A 19615-nucleotide genomic window follows, 5' to 3' on the forward strand; every position below is an offset into this window, starting at 1 on the left:
TACAAATGTAAGCTAACCAAGCGGAATTATGATTTTATCACAAAAAATGTGTTTTCTGACAAATCTCATATGGAATATAGGGTATTTATTAGTAATTTGTAACCATAAACGCACTTCAAATGATTGAAATTCAGCGGTATGTAGACCATACCCTACTAAAACCGACGGCCACAATTAACGAAATACAACAACTTTGTGAGGAAGCCGTTGCCCATAATTTTTATGCGGTCTGTGTAAATGGTTGCCATGTTGCACCTGCCAAAGAGTTTATTCACGATAGTCCGGTTAAGTTGGCTGCCGTAATCGGATTTCCCTTAGGGGCCATGACCACGGAAGCCAAAGTTTGTGAGGCCAGACAATGTGTTTCGCAGGGTGCAGACGAAATCGATATGGTATTGAACTTGGGGCACCTTAAGGCCCAAGATTATATGAAGGTAGAAAGTGACATTAAGGCGGTAAAAGATGCCATTGGTGATGCCTGCCTAAAGGTAATTTTCGAAACTTGTTTTTTAGATGAATTCGAAATTCAGGTAGCGACACGTTTATCTATTTCTGCCGGAGCCGATTATATCAAAACCTCTACCGGATTTGGAACCGGGGGTGCGACCCTAAAAGATGTAGAAACCATGAAACGGGCCGCCGAAGGAAAGGTAAAAATAAAAGCCTCTGGAGGTATACGAGATCAAAAGACCGCTTTAGCCTATATCGAAGCCGGGGTGGACAGAATCGGGACCTCCTCGGGTATTAAAATCGTACAGGGCGTATGAGTGTACATATAGATGCAAAACCAGGTGAAGTGGCCGAGACCATTCTACTACCTGGCGACCCGTTACGGGCACAATGGATCGCAGAAACCTATTTAGAAGATACCATATGCTATAACCAGGTTAGGGGCATGCTGGGCTTTACCGGAACCTACAAAGGAAAAAGGATTTCGGTACAAGGCACGGGTATGGGTATTCCTTCGTGTATGATATACACCCACGAGCTCATAACGGAATACGGGGTTAAAAACCTAATTCGGGTAGGTTCTGCAGGGGCTTACCAAGCGGATCTTAAACTGCACGACATCGTGCTTGCCCTCTCGGCATCTACCACTTCGGGTATTAACCAAGAACGTTTTAAGGGCTATACCTATGCACCAACGGCCCATTTCGAATTAGTGACCCGGGCCATTGAACAGGCCAAGAAAATGGCCATAGATATAAAAGGTGGTAATGTCTTATCTGCCGACACCTTTTACGAAGACCGGTTCGAGTCTTACGAACAATGGGCCAAATTTGGGGTGTTATGTGTAGAAATGGAAACAGCCGGTTTGTACACTTTAGCTGCTAAACACGGGGTAAAAGCCTTATCTATTTTAACGATTTCAGACTCTTTGGTTACGGGCGAAAGAACCACTGCGGCAGAACGCGAAAAAGGCTTTGGTACCATGGCTCAATTGGCCTTGGAAATGGTCTAACAACTGAAAACCAGAGTATTTAGAACCATCTGGGCTTTTTTAACCAAAAAAGCAGCTCAAAAGCAATGATTATTGAAAAAAGTGGTTTATATTTGCAGCCGCTATTGGAGAAGTGGCAGAGTGGTCGAATGCACCGGTCTTGAAAACCGGCGAGGGTCACACCTCCGGGGGTTCGAATCCCTCCTTCTCCGCAAAAGGAAGCCGAGTGTTTACACTTGGCTTTTTTTATACCCGTTGGCCAAAGCTTGCTTTAGGACATAAGGGGATGAAAAAAGACAATGGTTTCTGAAGGAAACTTGGCTTCTATGTTTGCCCGGGAACACCTACCGGGATATCCAATCCCTCCTTCTCCGCAAAAGGAAGCCGAGTGTTTACACTTGGCTTTTTTTATACCCGTTGGCCAAAGCTCGCTTTAGGACATAAGGGGATGAAAAAAGACAATGGTTTCTGCAAGAAATTTGGCTTCCATGCTTGCCCGGGAACACCTACCGGGATATTCAATCTCTCCTTCTCCGCAAAAGGAAGCCGAGTGTTTACACTTGGCTTTTTTTATGCCCGTTGGCCAAAGCTTGCTTTAGGACATAAGGGGATGAAAAAAGACAATGGTTTCTGAAGGAAATTTGGCTTCCATGCTTGCCCGGGAACACCTTCCAGGATATCTAATCCCGCTTTCACCGAAATTCAATTATCCCTTACAAGGAAATTAAGCATTGCTTTCTTAAGCATGTAAACGAATTTATCTTCACAAACCTGAGCATGCCGCAACCATTACAAGCCTTGGATTGTGGTTCGACTTCCACTTACCCTTTTTTGAATCAATCAATCCATTTCCAAAGTCAAGCCACAAGTATTCTAGTCGAATACCCATTTTACAAAACTGATATTCAATATATTAACTCTCCTGTCCGATATCAAATATTTGACTGTCCGAAATGATATATCCCACAAGACATGAAGAAATATAGGTCTATCGTTTATTTGCCGGATTCAATATCGACGCGCACAAAACAATTCCTTAATCTATCAAACTTAACCACTAGCGATTCTTTATAGCTCTTACACAAAACAACAAAACGGCCATAACATAATCAGTGCCATGAGTCCAATTTTAATCTATACAAGTCATGAAAAAAATCTTGATCTCAATTACATTAATCGTTTTAGCATCATGGGTTACGGCCCAAGAAACCAAGCATCAAACCCAAGAACTGGAATCGATTCTTTTTGGCAATTATCTAGCCTATTTAACACAGCAAGATGATTCGGGCAATTATGAAGGAGGTATAGATAATCTGGTCTACAAACTCTTAGATAAACAAGATTACCGAGTACAACCGGGCGAACATAAAGAGGTAATTATGTTGTTCCGGGCAGATGCCGATAAACCCGAAGAGTTCAAAAATGATGAAAAAATGTATTTACCTGACCATCCGGCCTTTCCTATAACCTATATTCAAAAAGTATATGAAGGCAATGAAAAGATGCAGAAAGATATAGGTTATGCCCCACGGATTAATAGTTACGATGACCATAAACGATTGGTTTTCCTTGACGGACGTATATTCATTTTACAAGATTGGGTAGACAAAGACAATTACACTTTAGTAGCAGTCATGGAACACCAAGCCAAGAAAGTTGGCGGACTAAAAAAGATGAAAATGGTAATGAAGTCACCAAAGAAAATGAAAACTATGCAACCCCATACCCAACTTCAAAACTATCTGGATAAAGCCTATAAAAAACAACAGGAAATCTATCCCAAATGGTTAGCGGAAGGGAACAACGGCAGTTTAGAGGAAAACACCGAAAACATAAGAAAACTAATAATCGATGTCATTAACAAACAACGAACCGATTGGATGAACTCCGAGGAGTATAAACGAATCAAGGAACGTAACAGGCATGCCGAACAAAATAGATCAGAAAGTACGGTTACCATTAACAACAGCAGCGGTAAAGACGTATACATTTACGTAGAAGGTTCTAAAAACAGTTCTCGGATATCGACAAATGGGCGGGCTAGTTTTAGCTGTAAAAGCAACCTGTATTATAGTTATGATGCCAATGGATCAGCCAATTCCGCGACCTTAATCGTTTCAGCGAACCAAAACTGTGGCGAGCAAATCCAAATCGATTAAAATCGTTAGATTATTTCACAGCAATTAATCAGGAAACAAATTTTTCAGCTTTTCCATCCTCACACTGAAAAGCAAAGTTGGGGTCAATTCCAAATTCATTCCACTATCAAGCCCCAATCTAAAGGGGCTTGATACATTAACTCTTTCCCAAAACCCCATCCATTACCCAACTGGTATGGAGTGCTGTCTTTCCGGTCGAAGGATGTTTGGCACCGCTATCCACCAAGTGTTTTTTCATGTTTTCTACATGAAATTGCTGTACATGTTGCGGGTTGTCGATAAACACCTCTTCCTGCTCTTGTAAGAATCCCAGACCAAGGCGTCATCTCCCTAAAAACCAAAGCCATTTTTGTAATGGATATACTACTGTTCAAAAAGGTTTTTACACGATGATGAAGGATAAATATTTCTTGTCGATAATACTTAATTTTAAGCTGTAAGCCAACCAAATACACTTTTAGGACTCCTTACCTAAAGATGCCGATTCAGTACCTATGTTGAAGAAAGGTATTTCCCTATAAGTCTCGGTGGGCGCATCTACATATCAACGAAAACATACTATTACCGCATGTCTAAATGATAGAACACATATCTAATCTAAAACCAACCTTTATGAAACAATTCACCATTTCAGTATTCGTATTACTAAGCTGCTTGGCCTACGGTCAAGAAAAGCCCAATATACTCGTCATCTTCGGGGACGATATCGGTTATTGGAACCTCAGCTATAACAACAGGGGCATGATGGGCTATATGACCCCTAATATAGACCGGATCGCCCATGAGGGTATGATCTTTACCGATTATTATGCCGAACAATCCTGTACGGCCGGAAGGGCTGCCTTTATTACCGGTCAACATCCGTTTCGCACCGGCCTGACCAAAGTGGGTATGCCAGGCGCACCACAGGGCATTCAAAAAGAAGACCCCACTTTGGCCGAATTATTAAAACCACATGGTTATGTGACCGGCCAATTCGGTAAAAATCATTTGGGGGATCGGGACGAACATCTGCCAACCGCCCATGGTTTTGACGAGTTCTTCGGCAACCTGTATCATTTAAATGCCGAAGAAGAACCTGAAAATGTCGATTACCCCAAAGACCCACAATTCGCCAAAAAATGGGGCCCCAGAGGGGTAATAAAATCCACCGCCGATGGACCCGTAAAAGACACCGGCCCCTTGACCAAAAAAAGAATGGAGACCATTGATGGTGAATTTACCGATGCCGCTATCGATTTTATAAAGAAATCACATAGAGGCAAGCAACCATTTTTTGTTTGGCTAAACACCTCTAGAATGCATTATTTCACCCATATAAGTGACAAGAACAAGGGTATATCGGGAGAAGGAGGAAACTTTTATTCCGATGGTATGGTAGAGCACGACAACCATGTGGGCAAGGTTTTGGATGCCTTGGAAGACCTAAAGATCGACGATAACACCATCGTTATTTACTCTACCGATAATGGGCCCCATTTCAATGAATGGCCCGATGGCGGTATAACTCCGTTCCGTGGTGAGAAAAACACCAATTGGGAAGGCGGGTTCCGTGTACCCACCGCCATTCGATGGCCCGGTAAGATTAAGCCCAATTCGGTTACCAATGAAATCGTATCGCATCAAGATTGGGTTCCTACCTTAATGGCCGCCATTGGGGAACCCAATATCAAGCAGAAATTACTTAACGGACACAAAATCGGTAATACCACTTACAATGTACACCTCGACGGCCATAATATTCTTGATCTTATAACCGGAAAATCGGATAAGAGTCCGAGGGACCATTTTTTCTATGTCAGTGACGATGGCAAGCTATTGGCCATACGTACCGGACCATGGAAAGCGGTATTCGCAGAACAACGGGCAAAGCGATTCGATGTTTGGCGAGATCCTTTTGTAGATCTTCGGGCCCCAAAATTATTCCACCTGCGACGGGATCCTTTTGAAAGGGCCGATACCGATTCTAACCAATACAACCATTGGTGGGGCAAGCGAGCCGGTTTTATCGCGATTCCCCTGCAGGAAAAGGTTGGAGAAGTACTGGAAACACTAAAAGCCTACCCTCCTAGGCAAAAACCGGGATCGTTCAATTTAGATCAAATCATGGAAGGCCTACAAGAGGGGCAGTAAGCCAAAAGTTGCATGCTATAGTTCCTCAAAATGGAAAGTAAAGTTAGGTTTACCAATCTTCAATAAAATTATAAGAGTAAGCCGAGTTAACGCTCGGCTTTTCTTCAATTCTTCTTTATCATTTTTCAAAAACCAACAATAGCACCACTAAAGTCGAAAAAATATGGAGTCATTAAAAAACACATGGAAACAGCTACAATCGGTACAAGATCCCATATGTATTACCATAAGTATGCCTACCCATAGGGTTTTTCCGGATACCGATACGGACAAGATCAATTTCAAGAACCTGATCAAGGAAGCCCAGGAAAAATTGATCGATCGGTACGGGAAAAGAGAGGTGTCGGATGTCTTAAAATCCCTAAACACCTTAACAGAGGCCTATGACGAAAGAACCCAGTTGGACAGTGTGCATCTTTTTGCCTCGGCCACTACGGCCGAATTGGTAAAACTCCCCCTAACCATCCAAAACAATGAAGTGATCATCAACAATGCATTCGACACCCATTACATAGAAGATGTCTATGAAAACAAAAAGGAATTTTTCATCCTCCTACTCTCCCAAAGGGGGGCTAGGTTGTTCGATGCCCTGAACAATGAGATTTTGTCAGAGATCGAGAATGATGATTTCCCAATCGGGGAAAACCCTTTTACGATTACCGACCCTACTGAAGCTAGTAATGCCAAACGAATGGATGATACGGCCAAAGCATATTTTAATATCGTAGACAAGGCCGTGCAACGAAGCTCCCGTATCACCGGCTTACAAGTATTAGTAATCAGTACCCGTAGGAATTTCGATTATTTGATAGAGGTAAGTAAATCCCCTGTCATATACCTAGGTAATAGTCTCAAAGACTATAACAACAAGAGTACCCCTGATTTGGCCAAACAAGCTTGGAACCATATAAACGGGTGAACATATTTAAGGTTTCCCGCGGCTATTTAAAGCCGCTATGGCATCCTAAATAAAAATCTAAATCGCCCCTAAGATCTTATCCATTACCCAACTGGTATGTAGGGCCGATTTTCCGGTCGAGGGATGATCTATTGTCCCGTCCACCAAGTGTTTTTTCATGTTTTCGACATGAAATTGCTGCACATGTTGCGGGTTGTCGATAAACACCTCTTCCCTACCTCTATCCGATTCCATGAGCAGGGCCTCCTCTCCAAAAACGGAAAAGGTAATTTTGCCACGGCTCCCATAGATCGTAACCACATCTTCGTATCGATCGCAACCAAAATGCCAGCTTCCGGCCCCTGTTGTTCCATTGGCATGTAACCAAGCAGCGGTCATGGCGTCTTTTGCAGTGTATAAGCCTTGTTGATTGAGGGCAACACCCGATACCTCGACAAAATCGCCCAACAAAAAAGCGAAAAGATCCAGACCATGACTGGCCAAGTCATCAAAATACCCGCCTGGGGCCACTTCGACATCCGTCCGCCAGTTAATTCCTCCAGAAATATCAATGTCCTTAGGCGGGCGTACCAATCGCCAATGGATATGTCGTATTTCCCCAATTGACCCACTATCCAACCAAGTTTTTATTTTCAAAAAACGGGGCAACGACCTACGGTAATAGGCCACAAAAACCGGAACTTCTGCCTTTGCAAAGGCGTTAACGATGGCTAGACTATCTTGGTAATTCGGTGCCAGGGGCTTTTCAATACAACAAGGTTTTCCGGCTTGGGCTATCTGTAAAGCATATTCTTTATGGCTATCGGGGGGTGTGGCGATATAGACCGCATCGACCTCTGGGTCTTGAATTAGATCCTGGACATTGGTATACACCTTGGGTACCTGATGTCTTTGGGCATAATCATTTACCTTTTCAAGATTCCGACCCATTACGGCCCTTAGCTCGAATCCGGGTGTTATCTGATAGGCTGGTGCACTTTTTAACTCGGTCACACTGCCACAGCCAATCATACCCCAACGTAAAACGGATTGCTTATCCATAAAAAAGTTACAATTTCATTTTGCATCTAAAGATACAATGGATACAGGTATACCATTATAAACCACCCCTGAAAAGGTGACAACCATTTTTCCTTGAGCAGTCCAAACAAAATAGGTAATTTCGGCCGGTAGATACACCCGAACCCATTCAATCAAATGCGCCGTAGTATTTTCTTTTTTTTCGTTGTTCTAGGAGGTTTAATGCATGCCCAAAAGAACATAGCCCAACCCCTTCAATTTAGTTCCGATTTGGAACGGTTTGAATCCCTAACCCCTTTAAAAGAAGTCCTAAAAGACGTAGATATTGTTGCCCTTGGCGAAAACACCCACGGTTTGGGCAAGGTGTTCCAAACCAAGGTAGAACTCGTAAAATTCCTGCATGCCGAACTGGGTTTTGATTTGGTTCTGTTCGAATCGGGTTATGGCGATGCCGCTTTGGCTTGGGCAAACTGGGAGAACATGTCTACCGAGGAATTCACCCAAAATTTCAGCTCAAATTTCTATTATCGTTCCAAAGAAATCATGGATTTGGTCAACTATGCCAAAAGCCGAAATGGGAAACTAAAATTACAGGGTTTCGATTGTCAGCCCCAGCAGCAGTATTTGATAAAACGTATGCAAGAGGTGATCGCGCCAATTGACCCCGATTTCGCTACGACAGTGCCCCAAGCCATGGTAGATTTCAATAGGCTCTATCAACATGAGAAAAATGGTGACAGCCTGACCTTTTACGCCCAACGCGATAGTTTTGCTTCCTTTTTGAAAAAATACGATCAACTTCTGGATGGGATTTCCGGTACAGGAAAAGGTAATCAGCCTTCCCAAAAGGAAATCGAGATTATACAACAATCCAATCGAATATTCCTCGACACCTATGGAAGCATGCCTTTCGGAAAATTAATGTTATGGCCCCAGGCAGCCAACCATAGGGATGCCGCTATGTTAAAAATCGTAGAGAAGTATAAAGAGACACATCCGGGTGCCAAAATTATTATTTGGGCGCAGAACAGTCATATAGAGAACCATGGCAAACCCCATAACCCCGTGATTTGGATGGGACATGGCTTAAAGAAAAAATATGGGGCTTCCTATTATTCGATAGGAACGGTTGTCTATAGTGGTACCAACCAAAATTATAATGGTTCCTTCAGTTTTGAACATAAAGACCCCGAATATTTGGCCTACCACCTCAACAAAGTAGGTAATAGCAATTTTATACTCGATTTACGAGACTATCCAAAAACAGATTTTACGGCTAAACTACACTTGGGAATGGAAAACAATGGCAGCAAGGCCTATTTTATAGCCCAAGATCGCTTTGACGGAATTTTGTTTCTGTCCCATAGCGGCCCACCCCACGCACTGAACGAAAACAACTAAAGCACTCCCTAAAGTTTTTACAAATTCGAGTTTAGTTTTTGTTTTATTTGATATATCAAATATATTTGTATCAAATTTTATCATCTATGATTGCTCCATCGCCGGACTCGACCTTGTTTTATACTATGGAATCTGCCATTAAGGGCTACCGGAAGTTTTCCCAAAAACGACTATCGGCGGTAGTGACCGACATGACTATAGACCAAGGTAATATCTTGGGTTTTTTGGCCAAGTATCCAGAGAAGACCCAACAAGAAATCGCGGCCATGGCGCTTAAAGACAATGCCTCTATGACCCGTATGTTGGATCTTATGGAAAGAAAGGGGTATTTAACACGCAGCATTAACAAAGCAAACCGAAGACGATTTATAATAAAGATTACGCCTAAGGGATATGAAACCTTAGAACTCATGAAACCCATTATTTTAGAAAATCGCGGCCATGCTTTACAGGGCCTGTCTACCGAAGAGTTAACCCAACTTCAGTATTTATTGGCCAAAATCAATACCAATTGTATTTCTAAGCCCACTGTAGAAGTTTAATATCAGGGCCCTCATCAAGCCTAGATTCCGTATACCAAAGGAGTTTATTCATCAAATTCAAATATCGATCACATGAACCGAGTTTATTCATCAATTTTAGTTTTGGGCTGTTTGCTCTTAGGCACATTATCCAGTAAGGCACAAGAGCAAGCACCCTCAATAACCCCTAAACAGACCCAAAAAGTCATCGATTCGGTCGAATCGATCCTAAAGGCACGCTACGTTTTCCCAGAAATGGCCCAAAAAATGGGCGACCTCATTCAATCCAACAAGAAAAAAGGTACTTATGAGGGGTTAACCGATCCACAGTTATTGGCGGCCCAGCTCACCGAAGACCTCCAAAGTATTAGCAAAGACAAGCACTTACGGGTAATGTACAACCCACGTAGGGCGGCCGCACAAGGGCGCCAGGTTACGCCAGAAGACAGTATTCGCCATACCGAAAGCCGAATGGCTCGAATGAAATTCGAAAATTTCGGTTTCAAAGAGGTAAAAATACTGGAAGGTAACATAGGCTATTTAGACCTCAGGGCCTTTATGGACACCGAATTTGCCAGTGAAACGGCCGTTGCCGCCATGAACCTCTTGGCCAATACCGATGTCATTATTATCGACCTTAGACAAAATGGCGGGGGATCGCCCAGTATGATCCAACTGATTAGCAGTTACCTCTACTCACCCGAGCGGGTACATCTGAACAATTTTTATTGGAGGCCCACCGATAGCCATACCCAAACCTGGACACTACCCCACGTACCGGGTAAACGCAACCCGGATGCCAAGGTATATGTACTTACCAGCAGCAGCACCTTTTCGGCCGCAGAGGAATTCTCTTATAATCTGAAAAATCTGGAACGTGCGACCTTGATCGGGGAAACCACAGGCGGTGGTGCACACCCCGGTGGAACGGTTAATGCCTCGGAAGGCTTTTTATTGTGGACCCCAGCTGGCCGGGCCATAAATCCTATTACCGAAACCAACTGGGAGGGTACCGGGGTTAGTCCCCATATCGAAGTACCGGCCGACCAAGCCTTGGAGGTGGCCCAGACCCAAGCCTTGGAATATTTGGCAAACAAAACTACCGATCCGCACTTACAGTTCCGATACAACTGGGTACTCAGTGGCAAAAAGGCCAAAACAGATCCCGTTCAGCTGTCAAAATCGACCCTTAAACAATACGTTGGCCAATACGATGTTCGAAAAATCAGTATGGAAAACGGAACCCTTTTCTATCAACGCGAAGGTAGACCCAAACATGCCTTAACCCCTTTGAATGAAACCGAGTTCTTGGTGGGCGACATGGACGATTTTCGGGTACGTTTCGATCAAAAAGGTGGACAAGTAAACGCCATTGTGGGCATGTATGCCAATGGCCGTACGGATAAAAACCCTAAAACGGACTAAGCGCATTTAAGATATTCCGCTGTCAAATGTTAGGCCGAAACCGGATGATTTTTCTATTGGTTTCGGCCTTTTTTTATAACCGCGCTGAAATGATTTGAACTACCCGTGTAAAAATTTTTTGCGTCTTGTCATATTTTTATAATTCTTGTCACTAATATATTGGAACCCCTAGTGCGAACAGATGCAAGAACAAATCGAATCACAATTAAAACGCCTGTTAAACGATCACAAACAAAGCCTATACCGCATTTGTAAGGTATATGCGGTAAACCCCATGGAACCCAAGGATCTTTTTCAAGAGGTAATCATAGAAATTTGGCGCGCCCTACCCCGTTATAAGGAAGACGCGAAACTACACACCTGGGCCTATACGATCGCGTTACGTGTTTGTAGTCGAAAAAAAGCACAGTACGACAAAAAGGACAATCTGCGCCTAAATGCCCTCACCGTAATCCCGGTTTCGCTACCCCAAGAAGATGAAGTACAAGAAAGAACCAAAGCCCTATATCAGTGTATAGGCCACCTTGCCGAAAAAGAAAGGCAATTGATCATTCTGCATCTCGAAGGTTTGGCCTATCGTGATATGGCCTCCGTAAGCGGAATAACCGAAAACCATGTAGCAGTTAAAATGAAACGCATACGTAAAAAACTACTGGCTTGTTTAACCCCTAAATCAAAGTAAGATGGAAAAAAATGATCAACTATGGAATACGATACAACATGTTTGGAACGAGTCGGCCAACGACGTTACCCTAGAGCTCCAAATCGATGAATTGATCCAAGAACTGAAAAGCAAGGTAAGTCCTTGGGAAAAAAAATGGGTAAAATCAGATCTGGCCCAAATAAAGGAGGCCATTCATAGCGACAAGGAACGGTTAAGTTCCCGCGAAAAACGCTGGCTGGCCCAAGATCTACAATGGATCAAAAAGCTCTTCGAAAAACTCTTTTCAAAGCGGAATAAACCCCAAGGTTAGTCAAAAAAAACACACGCGCCAATCAATTATATAACAGCTACGTACGAACTGTTTTAAATAAAATCGTGATTTTCCGGTTTTCATAGATTCTAATGCCTAACCGACCCATATGAAGAAAAAAATACATGAAAACAAGCTTGGGCAAGCCAACCGTAGTACGGTTCAAAATAAGGTGTCCCATCAGGTATTCCCGTATATTAATACTACCTTAACCCCATTAATCGTACTTCCTGTAAATTAGGAAAAAAACCTATGAACGACTTTATCATCCATTGGGATCTCGATCCAGTAATCGTCTGGATAACCGATGGGGTTCCTCTTAAATATTATGGTCTATTCTTTATCTCCGGATTATTCTGGGCCCTAGGTCTGGAGCGCCGCATTTACAAAATGGAGCACGTCCCTGTAGAACGGCTCGATCAATTGTTTATCTATGTGGTATTTGGCATCGTTATAGGTGCCCGCTTGGGGCATTGCTTATTTTATGAAGCCGAATATTATTTGGCCCACCCTTTGGAGATGCTGCTTCCCATTAAAAAAATGGGCGATGGCTATGTCTTTATCGGTTACCAAGGTTTGGCCAGTCATGGCGGTACCTTGGGGGTTTTGATTGCCCTAGGCCTATTTTGCAAAAATTATAAAATGCACTACCTGTGGGTATTGGATCGCATCGCCTTGGTCGCCCCCATTGTAGGGGCAGGCATCCGTTTGGGCAATTTTATGAATTCCGAGATTTATGGTAAGCCAACGAACGGAAACTGGGGCGTGGTATTCGAAAGGGACGATCTTATTCCCCGCCACCCTACCCAGCTGTATGAGGCCTTGGCCTATCTTTTGATTTTTATGGTACTACGTTATTTGTATACCCATAAAGGTTTAGGAAAAAATTTAGGAGCCACCCTCGGTTTGGCGCTGGCCCTCGTATTTACGGCCCGCTTTTTCTTGGAGTTCTTTAAAGAGAACCAAGTTGGGTTTGAAGCAGAAATGGTCTTGAACATGGGGCAGTGGCTCAGTCTCCCTTTTGTTGTAATCGGTTTACTTCTATTCTTTTTTGGAAAAAGATTATCAGATCGCAAATAGTTTGTAAAATCATTTTCATCGGCAGACTGGTTTAAAACGTTTTTATCCATTACATTAGACCTTACAAAACCACAAATTCGCATAACCAAAAACCAACCCGATGAAAACCATTCGAAAAAGTGGGCTTTTTCTGCTCCTGTACTTTGTTGTACTTAGCTGCCAATCTAAAAAATCGAACTCTGTCGGATCTATTGAGGATTCTAAGGAAACGAACTATACCGCTGACCATACCTTTGACACCGTTATCTTAGGCGGAAGGGTTATTGACCCGGAAACGGAATTGGATGCCATTAGAAACCTAGGTTTGGTAAATGGTAAGGTCGCTTTGATAACTGAAGAAAAAATCCAAGGAAAACAGAGTATCGATGCTACCGGTCTGGTAGTTAGTCCTGGCTTTATAGACCTTCATGCACATGGCCAGAATATTTCGGCTTATCGCATGCAGGCCGTACAAGGGGTTACCACAGCCTTAGAGCTGGAGTCGGGGCTATTGCCCATAAGCGATTGGTACGAAACCCAAGCTACCAAAAAGCTTCCTATCCATTACGGAGCCGCCGTAGGTTGGACCTATGCCCGGATTGCAACTTTTCAAAACAATAGCCCGGAGGCTACAGCGGCCTATTTTCAAAAGGCCCAATCCGACAATAGTTGGAAAGACGAAATTGCCAGCCCCGAACAGCTCTCTAAAATCATGAAATTGGTAGAAGAAGGCTTGGAACAAGGCGGTTTGGGCATTGGAATAAACGGTGGTTATGCCCCAGGCTATGGAAGAAAGGAGTATTTCGAATTGGCCAAATTGGCTAAAAAGCACGAGGTAAGCACCTATACCCACGTAAGGTACTCTTCGATCCCGGAGCCGCAGTCAACTTTCGAGGCTTTTGAAGAGCTTTTGGCTCTGGCCGCTTTAACCCAGGCCAGAATGCATATCTGCCATATTAACAGTAACTCCTTAAAGGATATAGATGCCTGTCTCGAATTGTACGAAATGGCTAAAAAGAATGGCTTACCCGTAACTTGTGGGGCCTACCCTTGGGGTGCGGCCAGTACCGTTATAGGTGCGGCCATGTTCGATGGGGCCGATTGGAAAGAACGCATGGGCTATGACGAAACCGCCTTTCAGGTCGGTGAAAAACGTTTAGATGCCGATTCGTTTAAAAAGATTCGAACCGAGGCGCCAGGTACCTTTGTTTCCTACCACCAGTTAGATGAAACCAAAGCGGAAGAACTCGCCATGCTTGACAAGTCGATTACCCACCCCGATATTTTGGTCGAATCGGACGCTATGCCTTGGTATACCCAAGAAGGGCAAGCTTATGAAGGTAACGCCTGGCCGATTCCAAATAATTTAGTAGCACACCCAAGATCTTCAGGTACTTTTGCGAAGATCCTCGGTTCATATGTCCGGGATAGAAAACTACTTACCATGTCGGACGCCATTCGTAAAATGAGCTTGATGCCGGCCCAAACTTTGGAGGATTTTGTTCCCCAAATGAAAAACAAGGGCAGGATACAAGCCGGAATGGATGCCGATATCGTCATTTTCGACCCCAAAACTATTGCGGCCGTGGGCACTTATGCCGAACCCTATCATCCGGCCATTGGGGTAAAGCATCTATTGGTAATGGGCCAAACCGTTGTATCTAATGGTGAGCTACAATTGGACGCCGCCCCAGGAAAACCAATCAGAAGATAAGCATTCGGAGTTACGCTAAATCTTAAGTACCTTTTACAGCATCAATTATCCTTTGAAGATGTAAACATGGAATACCATACCTTCCCACCCCATCCGGATATAGAAGCCTTGGTCAATTGCTATTGGAGCCTCGAGATACCGGCCAGACCACAGCCTGAAAGACAGCGTATCTTGGCCGATGGTACTTTGGAAATGGTATTCATTCTTGGTGATGATATCAAACGTTATACATCTGAAGAAGAATTCATATTACAACCTAGGGCCATGGTCCTGGGCCATACCTTAGAACCCTTTTATGTAGAACCTACGGGCAGGGTGCAAAGTTTTGCAGTGCGGTTTTACCCCTATGGTTTTATCAACCTAATCCCCGCTACCCTAGGTGAATTGGCCAACAAGGAAACCCCTTTGGCCTACTTAATCGGGAAAGAAACGGCCGAGGCCCTGGAAACACAGATTATTGCCGCGGCAGATACTCAAGAAAGGATTGCCATTATTGAGCGTTTTCTAATGGATAAACTCCAAAGTGCCGACACAGTCGATCAAATCGTAAGCTCAACTGTGACCAGTTTACTACAAACACAAGGTGCTACCGCCATTGCAGAAATTCTAAAAGAAAATGGTATTAGCAGAAGACAGCTGGAAAGAAAATTTGCCGCGAATATCGGATTAAGCCCTAAGCAAATGGCCAAATTGATCCGGTTACAAGCCGCCCTTAAACTGGTCTTGAACGAAGACGATACAAAACTGACACAGATTGCCTACGACAGTGCCTATTATGACCAAGCCCATTTTATAAAGGATTTTAAAGAATTTACCGGACTGAACCCCAAAGCTTTTTTGGGACATGCCAGTATGGAATTATCCTCGGTTTTTTATAAATAGATTACCTAGCATCCATCTTCTCAATTTTCGTGGCGCCATTGTCGCATTCTTACAATTTTTTCCGGTTTATAAGCCAGAATTTTGATTCCGCATCAAAAAACTAGAAATCCATGCGGAAGACAGCCACCCTCAGAGTCCTAATCCTTGTTTTTGGAATAATGGCCTTGTATAGTTACAACGCTAAAAATCAAACTATAAACACCTTAAACCAAGAACCCATGAACAATTATATCGCCATAGTTGAAATCCCTGTTACCGATACAGATAGGGCCCGCGAATTTTACGAAAAGGTTATGGGCCTTACCCTGGAACAACATAAGATGCCCGGAATGGAAATGGCACTTTTCCCTTATGAAAATCAGCAAGTCGCCATCGTATTGCTAAAAAGTGAAGGTTACCGCCCCACGGCAGAGGGTACCACGATCTATCTGAATACGGGTAAGGACCTGCAGCCCATTTTGGATAGGGCAAGCAAGCTAGGAGGTCAAATCTTAACGCCTAAAACGGCCCATGCCGATGGCAGCGGTTTCTTTGCCTTGTTCCTCGATTCGGAAGGGAACCGTATAGGGCTGCATGCCACTCATTGATCGAATGTATGGCCAGTGGTCCGGAAATTACCATAAAGTGTTTTGCTAGCATTCCCCAATGGGATGGGTAAAAGCTTGATTCCGTTCGAAAATCACTACCTTGTAGCACCTATCTATCAAGAAAGTAAGTAGACTTTAAATAAATTCAATTATGAAAAACTGGGTGTATTTGGCCACGATCGGCTTTATCTTTTTGTCCTGTCAAAACGCGGAAAAATCGAAAAAAAACCAAACAGAGCAAGGGTCACAGGATCAAACGGTTGTGGAAACACCCAAGAAAAACCCAAAGCTACTACCCATTGACACCGACGAGGCCTTGGTCGCCACCGCACTTATGGCAGCACCTGCCGAAAGTAGGGCCGGCTGTACCGTTATAGGCTACAATATGGCCGGGGAATTCGTAACCTTTAAGGAAGGGAATAATGAATTCATCTGTCTTACGGACGACCCAAAGAAACCTGGCTTTAATGCCGCTTGTTACCATAAAGATCTTGATCCGTTTATGGCCCGGGGCAGGGAGCTCAAAAAAGAGGGTAAAAGCAGTAAGGAAATTTTCGATATTCGGGAAGCCGAGGTAAAATCGGGCCAATTATCGATGGGGCAAGCCGGCCTAACCTTGCATATCTATCATGGGAAAGAGAGCCAATACGACCCAGAAACCCATGAAGTGGCCGGGGCCAAGTACCGTTATGTAGTCTATATGCCATGGGCCACGGCTGAATCGACCGGATTACCCGAAGTGCCTTTGGAATCGAACCACCCCTGGATCATGAACCCAGGTACCCATAGGGCCCATATCATGATTACCCCTTTGAACGAAACCAAATAATGGGTAGCACCTTCTAGGCATCTAGCGAGGCCATCCATTTTTTTAATAAACCTGAAAGTTGTAGCTGCTCTTCCTCGCTTAAACCCGTAACGGAGGCGTTCGCTTCTTCAAAGCGAACCTCAATGGCTTTGTCGATCAAGGCAATACCTTTGGTGCTTAGGGTGGCACGTTTAATCCTACCGTCAGATGGATCGGGCTCCCGAATGATCAGGCCTAATTTGGTCAAACGATCCAACAAGGCGGTCATAGCCCCCGAAGTGATCAAAACCGAGGCCATTAGTGCTTTTGGTGATAAGGAATATGGGGCTCCGGACCTTCTTAAAGTGGCCAACACATCGAGGTCGGTATAATGGATTTCAAAGTTGTTAAGGGCCACACTCGCCCGCTTTTCCAATCTTTTTCCCAAACTTAAAGCTCGCCCTACCAACTGCATGGCATCTACATCCAACTCAGGACGTTGGGTTTTCCATTCTGCCACCAAACGGTCTATAATATCATCTTTCCCAAAATCTTCCATAAATTAAAGATACTTATTTATCTCAACATAAAGATAAATGGTATATTTGCCACATATCTTTACGTCAAGATAAAACAAAAAACAACCTTATGCCACCAAAAGCCATTTTTTTCCTGTTCTGTATTATCTGTGTTAGTTGCCAAGATCCTAAACCGAAACCTTACGATAGCTCCAAGGCAAATACCCCGCAGGCCACTAATTACTTCCCTAACGATACCACGGCCCTTTGGGTAACCGACGGGCAAAAAGAGAGTGATACCGTACTTATCATCTGTCAAGGGGGGCCATCCGATAGCTTGGGTATTATCGCTAAAGGCAAGACACCTTACCGCTATATTCCGAATTATAACAGCTATAACATTGCCTACCTACATCAGGCCCAGACCTATGATCCGGCAATTTTCAGCAAAGATTTCACCCTTCGGGAAGCGGAAAAAGCGATTGAACATACCGCCGAAAAGCTCCATAGGGCTACCGTATATTTTAAAAATCGGGACAAGACCGTGGTCGTCATAGGTAATTCGTTCGGGGCCTATATCATACCCAAAACCTTGACCGATTTTCCGGCTTTGGCCGATCGTTATGTGGTCTTGGCTGGTAGATTGACCGACCCGGACCCCATCGTAAAGCAGCATGTAAAAGGTTATAATGGCGAGTACCTCGAGGACGGGCTTACCTATGTGCCCGAAGATGAACATGCGGATCTATCGGAATACAGTGCCTCCGAAATACAAGCCTATAGGGCAAAACAACTGCTAAAAGCCGCCATTGGCCAAGTCGATTATACCCAAACCTTATCGGACAAAGATCTTTCTAAATGGACCTATTTCTACGCCACCAACGATACCCATGTGGGCCGTTTGACTGAAGCCGAAATAGCATTTTTAGAATCCCATGGCGCCCGGGTATACCCTACCTCCGACGGACATTATGAGGTTTTGTACCGCTTTATCGATCGCCTAGACGACGGAAGTATAAGGCTACTGCCCTAATTGTATTGGATAAGTATGTATATTTAACGGAACCAGTCCTATACCCTTTGGCATGACCCGGGATTTTATCCATATCAATGATTTCGTGATTTTGGTAGAGGCCGCAAATTCTGAAAAACCGATTCTAGATAGCTGTCGTTTTGAAGAACCCTTGGTCGCCGTGGCTTTTTACGGCTCTGGAAATGTAGATCTTAATGTCGCCTATGGGCAAGAACAAATCCCCTATTCCTATACCAAAGGGCTTACCCTTTCTTTCTTTGCCGATGAAAAGGTCAGTTTTGAACATACCGTTAGGCCCGATAGCCCTTTGCAATGTATCGTAATCGCCACCGCTTTACGCAATCTGGAACAGCTGCCCCACAATGAGGGGGAACTGTTTTACGAGTTGCTTTCCGAATTGGTAAAACCCAAGGCCCCCTATGTAGAAGGCCCCCGTTTTTATATGACACCGGAGATGGAACGCATCGTAGAATCCATTTTTGGGAACCATTATACGGGTAAAACGAAAATGATGTTCTTCCGGAGTCAGGTTACCGCCTTGCTCTCCCATTTTTTTGGACAGCTGGCACTGGCCCAAGAATCGAAGGCCATCTCAAAGTATAGCACCCAATTGCAGCGGGCCAAGGAGATTTTGGTGGCCAATCTGGAAAATCCACCCTCCTTAAACCAATTGGCCCAAGAGATAGGGCTGAATACCACCAAACTGAAAAAGGAGTTCAAAGACGTTTTCGGGGTACCCGTTTTTAAATTTCTGCAAAACGAACGTCTGGATACGGCCCATACCCTCATTCAAAACCATGGTATGAGCATACAAGAAGCCGCTTGGCAAGTGGGGTACGATAGTTTGGGATCATTTTCCAATGCCTTTTCAAAAAAATTTGGGTATCGACCCAGCAAGTTGATAAACTCTTAAACCGAACTTCAACAATCCGCGGTAAGGTAAACCTACCTAACCCCCTCCTTTTCGAACAAATCAAATTGCTTTTGGGATAAACCTTTTTAGGACAATGGGCGCAATTTTGCCGAAAACAATCAATAACAA

The 19615-nt window shown here is 43.9% G+C and carries 20 protein-coding genes and 1 tRNA gene; 19 read left to right on the forward strand and 2 right to left on the reverse strand.

The window, feature by feature from the left end:
* Nucleotides 1-119: 119 nt before the first annotated feature.
* From deoC to B7P33_RS14830, 6 genes are all read left to right on the forward strand, one after another.
* A complete protein-coding gene (deoC, locus tag B7P33_RS14800) occupies nucleotides 120-767 on the forward strand; it encodes a deoxyribose-phosphate aldolase (protein WP_317042831.1) in 648 nt (215 codons plus the stop codon).
* Entirely contained in the window at nucleotides 764-1462 is a 699-nt protein-coding gene (deoD, locus tag B7P33_RS14805) for a purine-nucleoside phosphorylase (RefSeq protein ID WP_097442778.1), read from the forward strand. The genes deoC and deoD overlap by 4 nt, the downstream gene beginning before the upstream one ends.
* A 106-nt stretch (nucleotides 1463-1568) precedes the next feature.
* Nucleotides 1569-1653 (forward strand) — tRNA-Ser (locus tag B7P33_RS14810).
* 933 nt (nucleotides 1654-2586) lie between these two features.
* The gene (locus tag B7P33_RS14820) at nucleotides 2587-3600 is read left to right on the forward strand and encodes a hypothetical protein (RefSeq protein ID WP_097442780.1); all 1014 of its coding nucleotides are present in this window, start codon (nucleotides 2587-2589) and stop codon (nucleotides 3598-3600) included.
* Nucleotides 3601-4212: 612 nt separating this feature from the next.
* The gene (locus B7P33_RS14825; protein ID WP_097443036.1) at nucleotides 4213-5733 is read left to right on the forward strand and encodes an arylsulfatase; all 1521 of its coding nucleotides are present in this window, start codon (nucleotides 4213-4215) and stop codon (nucleotides 5731-5733) included.
* 163 nt (nucleotides 5734-5896) lie between these two features.
* Entirely contained in the window at nucleotides 5897-6652 is a 756-nt protein-coding gene (locus tag B7P33_RS14830; RefSeq protein ID WP_097442781.1) for a baeRF3 domain-containing protein, read from the forward strand.
* Nucleotides 6653-6709: 57 nt separating this feature from the next.
* On the opposite strand, the gene B7P33_RS14835 is transcribed toward B7P33_RS14830, so the two are convergent.
* Complete coding sequence (locus B7P33_RS14835; RefSeq protein WP_097442783.1) at nucleotides 6710-7693, reverse strand: Gfo/Idh/MocA family protein; 984 nt, start codon at nucleotides 7691-7693, stop codon at nucleotides 6710-6712.
* A gap of 156 nt (nucleotides 7694-7849) precedes the next feature.
* Here B7P33_RS14835 and B7P33_RS14840 point away from each other — a divergent pair, with 156 nt between their 5' ends.
* From B7P33_RS14840 to B7P33_RS14885, 11 genes are all read left to right on the forward strand, one after another.
* The gene (locus B7P33_RS14840) at nucleotides 7850-9073 is read left to right on the forward strand and encodes an erythromycin esterase family protein (protein ID WP_097442785.1); all 1224 of its coding nucleotides are present in this window, start codon (nucleotides 7850-7852) and stop codon (nucleotides 9071-9073) included.
* An 86-nt stretch (nucleotides 9074-9159) separates the two neighbouring features.
* The gene (locus B7P33_RS14845) at nucleotides 9160-9615 is read left to right on the forward strand and encodes a MarR family winged helix-turn-helix transcriptional regulator (protein ID WP_097442787.1); all 456 of its coding nucleotides are present in this window, start codon (nucleotides 9160-9162) and stop codon (nucleotides 9613-9615) included.
* A 72-nt stretch (nucleotides 9616-9687) separates the two neighbouring features.
* A complete protein-coding gene (locus B7P33_RS14850; protein ID WP_097442790.1) occupies nucleotides 9688-11019 on the forward strand; it encodes a S41 family peptidase in 1332 nt (443 codons plus the stop codon).
* Nucleotides 11020-11200: 181 nt separating this feature from the next.
* Complete coding sequence (locus B7P33_RS14855; protein ID WP_097442791.1) at nucleotides 11201-11701, forward strand: RNA polymerase sigma factor; 501 nt, start codon at nucleotides 11201-11203, stop codon at nucleotides 11699-11701.
* A gap of 1 nt (nucleotide 11702) precedes the next feature.
* Nucleotides 11703-11993: a hypothetical protein gene (locus B7P33_RS14860; protein WP_097442793.1), complete on the forward strand. Its 291-nt coding sequence runs from the start codon at nucleotides 11703-11705 to the stop codon at nucleotides 11991-11993.
* Nucleotides 11994-12102: 109 nt separating this feature from the next.
* Complete coding sequence (locus tag B7P33_RS19750) at nucleotides 12103-12234, forward strand: hypothetical protein (protein WP_262508037.1); 132 nt, start codon at nucleotides 12103-12105, stop codon at nucleotides 12232-12234.
* Between the two features lie 11 nt (nucleotides 12235-12245).
* Complete coding sequence (gene lgt / locus B7P33_RS14865) at nucleotides 12246-13073, forward strand: prolipoprotein diacylglyceryl transferase (RefSeq protein WP_097442796.1); 828 nt, start codon at nucleotides 12246-12248, stop codon at nucleotides 13071-13073.
* Nucleotides 13074-13173: 100 nt separating this feature from the next.
* Nucleotides 13174-14766: an amidohydrolase family protein gene (locus tag B7P33_RS14870; RefSeq protein ID WP_097442798.1), complete on the forward strand. Its 1593-nt coding sequence runs from the start codon at nucleotides 13174-13176 to the stop codon at nucleotides 14764-14766.
* A 66-nt stretch (nucleotides 14767-14832) separates the two neighbouring features.
* Nucleotides 14833-15648 (forward strand): AraC family transcriptional regulator, encoded by an 816-nt coding sequence (locus tag B7P33_RS14875; RefSeq protein ID WP_097442800.1) that lies wholly within the window; start codon nucleotides 14833-14835, stop codon nucleotides 15646-15648.
* Between the two features lie 110 nt (nucleotides 15649-15758).
* A complete protein-coding gene (locus B7P33_RS14880) occupies nucleotides 15759-16235 on the forward strand; it encodes a VOC family protein (protein WP_216359391.1) in 477 nt (158 codons plus the stop codon).
* 151 nt (nucleotides 16236-16386) lie between these two features.
* Nucleotides 16387-17064: a hypothetical protein gene (locus tag B7P33_RS14885; RefSeq protein WP_097442802.1), complete on the forward strand. Its 678-nt coding sequence runs from the start codon at nucleotides 16387-16389 to the stop codon at nucleotides 17062-17064.
* 13 nt (nucleotides 17065-17077) lie between these two features.
* On the opposite strand, the gene B7P33_RS14890 is transcribed toward B7P33_RS14885, so the two are convergent.
* Complete coding sequence (locus tag B7P33_RS14890; protein WP_097442804.1) at nucleotides 17078-17581, reverse strand: MarR family winged helix-turn-helix transcriptional regulator; 504 nt, start codon at nucleotides 17579-17581, stop codon at nucleotides 17078-17080.
* Nucleotides 17582-17670: 89 nt separating this feature from the next.
* Here B7P33_RS14890 and B7P33_RS14895 point away from each other — a divergent pair, with 89 nt between their 5' ends.
* Entirely contained in the window at nucleotides 17671-18573 is a 903-nt protein-coding gene (locus tag B7P33_RS14895; RefSeq protein WP_097442806.1) for a hypothetical protein, read from the forward strand.
* Between the two features lie 52 nt (nucleotides 18574-18625).
* Nucleotides 18626-19486, forward strand: a complete 861-nt coding sequence (locus B7P33_RS14900; protein WP_097442810.1) for a helix-turn-helix transcriptional regulator — start codon at nucleotides 18626-18628, stop codon at nucleotides 19484-19486.
* The last annotated feature ends 129 nt before the right edge of the window (nucleotides 19487-19615 follow it).

Source organism: Sediminicola luteus (assembly GCF_002514735.1).
In the GTDB taxonomy this organism is placed as follows: Bacteria; Bacteroidota; Bacteroidia; order Flavobacteriales; family Flavobacteriaceae; genus HQA918.